Below are 1,352 nucleotides of genomic sequence, written 5' to 3'. Positions count from 1 at the left end.
CTCAGATTTCTTTTCTGCCCTACAAGCGTCGATAACCTCACAGCCATCAATCCGAACTATATCTAAATGTTTAACATTAGCCACGATTCACCTCTATTTCCACTCAATATCAGATTCAGGAACAGTTAACTCAGTACCTTTAAAGTTGATTGTGTATTCACACTCATTAAGTACATTGCAGTCCTGATCAGTGATTTCTACCAAGTTATCTTGATAGTACGGATTCTTGCCTGGTTCACAGGCAATCAAAAAAATTGCGAAAGCTACAGCAAACCAAATCATAGCTGCACCTAAAACGGTATAAACTCTGAAGAAAAATCCTTGACGCCTAGAACGTCCTCGCCAAACTCATCAAATAGTTGCCAAGGAATTTCGGGGCGAATGGAAAAGCCATAACTGATCTGACCAGAAAAATGAGTGTAGCAAGTTGTGTTTAAGCTGAAAAATTTTAACACTAGCCCATCTCCGTGATCGTATATTCCGAATCGTCCATGCAAAAATGCCCAGATAAAAATCTGCCAATTCAGCCAGCGACTAGGTAACCGATACTGATTTATCGCTCCGACCTGCTGGGTTAGAACTTGACTCTGAGCTTCTATCCTTGAGATTAATGCGGACAACATAATAAGGAACAACCCCCTTAACAACAGTAAATAATGTCAGCTTCATTACTCCTTTAATTCCTCCTCAAAAATTGGACAAAATAATCCCTCGCCATTAACGACGACTTCCCCAGGTAAACAAACGAGGGATTAAATGTAGTTCTACAAGGTATGACTCTATTAAAAATGCTCCTTTGATAAAGAGAGCAAAATCAGGGACACATTGACCCCAATTACTTAATTAAAAAAATAAATATTTAGATATGTAAAAATCTGTATAGAAAGTTTACAGCTTAGACCAGGTATCATGGGTCAACGCTAATAAAAGCTTGTGCAGTATAGTTGGCGGATGATTACCAGAGACAGCAAACCACCGCTTTACTGTTCGCTCAGAACAAGAGCAAATTACCGCCAATTGGACATAAGTCACATCCCAATAGATCAAAAATTCCTCTGGAGTCATCTGTGGTAACTCGATTTGAGTCTGCCCAACTACAGACCAGTGACGCTGACCTGGATAACGTGGATGTGGATACATCGAAAAATCCTCAACTTTACAATCAAATATTGGCAAAGGATAATTGACAGCCGTTAAAAGCTGAACGCCAAGAAGATTTAGGACAAATTAGAGAAACCGGGAAAGTGACTACTTTTTTACAAAAGCGGCGAAGTAATCGACTAACACAAGCAAGTACAGGTATCCATTCAGAATTAATCATTACTTTATGAATGAATTTACTTTCCCTGACT

General features: G+C 39.1%; 3 protein-coding genes. All 3 read right to left on the bottom strand.

Features of this window, described 5'->3' with window-relative positions; translation table 11 throughout:
- Nucleotides 1–290: 290 nt before the first annotated feature.
- Nucleotides 291–623, bottom strand: coding sequence for a hypothetical protein (locus RLO19_RS24925; protein WP_446360089.1), 333 nt, complete (start codon nucleotides 621–623; stop codon nucleotides 291–293).
- Between the two features lie 265 nt (nucleotides 624–888).
- A complete protein-coding gene (locus RLO19_RS24920; protein ID WP_446360088.1) occupies nucleotides 889–1,140 on the bottom strand; it encodes a hypothetical protein in 252 nt (83 codons plus the stop codon).
- A 22-nt stretch (nucleotides 1,141–1,162) separates the two neighbouring features.
- Nucleotides 1,163–1,352 (bottom strand): hypothetical protein (locus tag RLO19_RS24915; protein WP_446360087.1); only part of this gene is annotated, 190 nt, incomplete at its 5' end.

Origin of the sequence: Coleofasciculus sp. G2-EDA-02 (assembly GCF_040226375.1) — a bacterium.
Classification (GTDB): domain Bacteria; phylum Cyanobacteriota; class Cyanobacteriia; order Cyanobacteriales; family Coleofasciculaceae; genus Coleofasciculus.
Note: the sequence above shows the minus strand (reverse complement) of the source record. Positions and strands in the feature narration are given on the sequence as shown.

Coding starts and splice junctions, on each gene's coding strand:
- RLO19_RS24925 (WP_446360089.1), bottom strand. CDS start 623: ATGTTGTCCGCATTAATCTCAAGGATAGAAGCTCAGAGTCAAGTTCTA.
- RLO19_RS24920 (WP_446360088.1), bottom strand. CDS start 1,140: ATGTATCCACATCCACGTTATCCAGGTCAGCGTCACTGGTCTGTAGTT.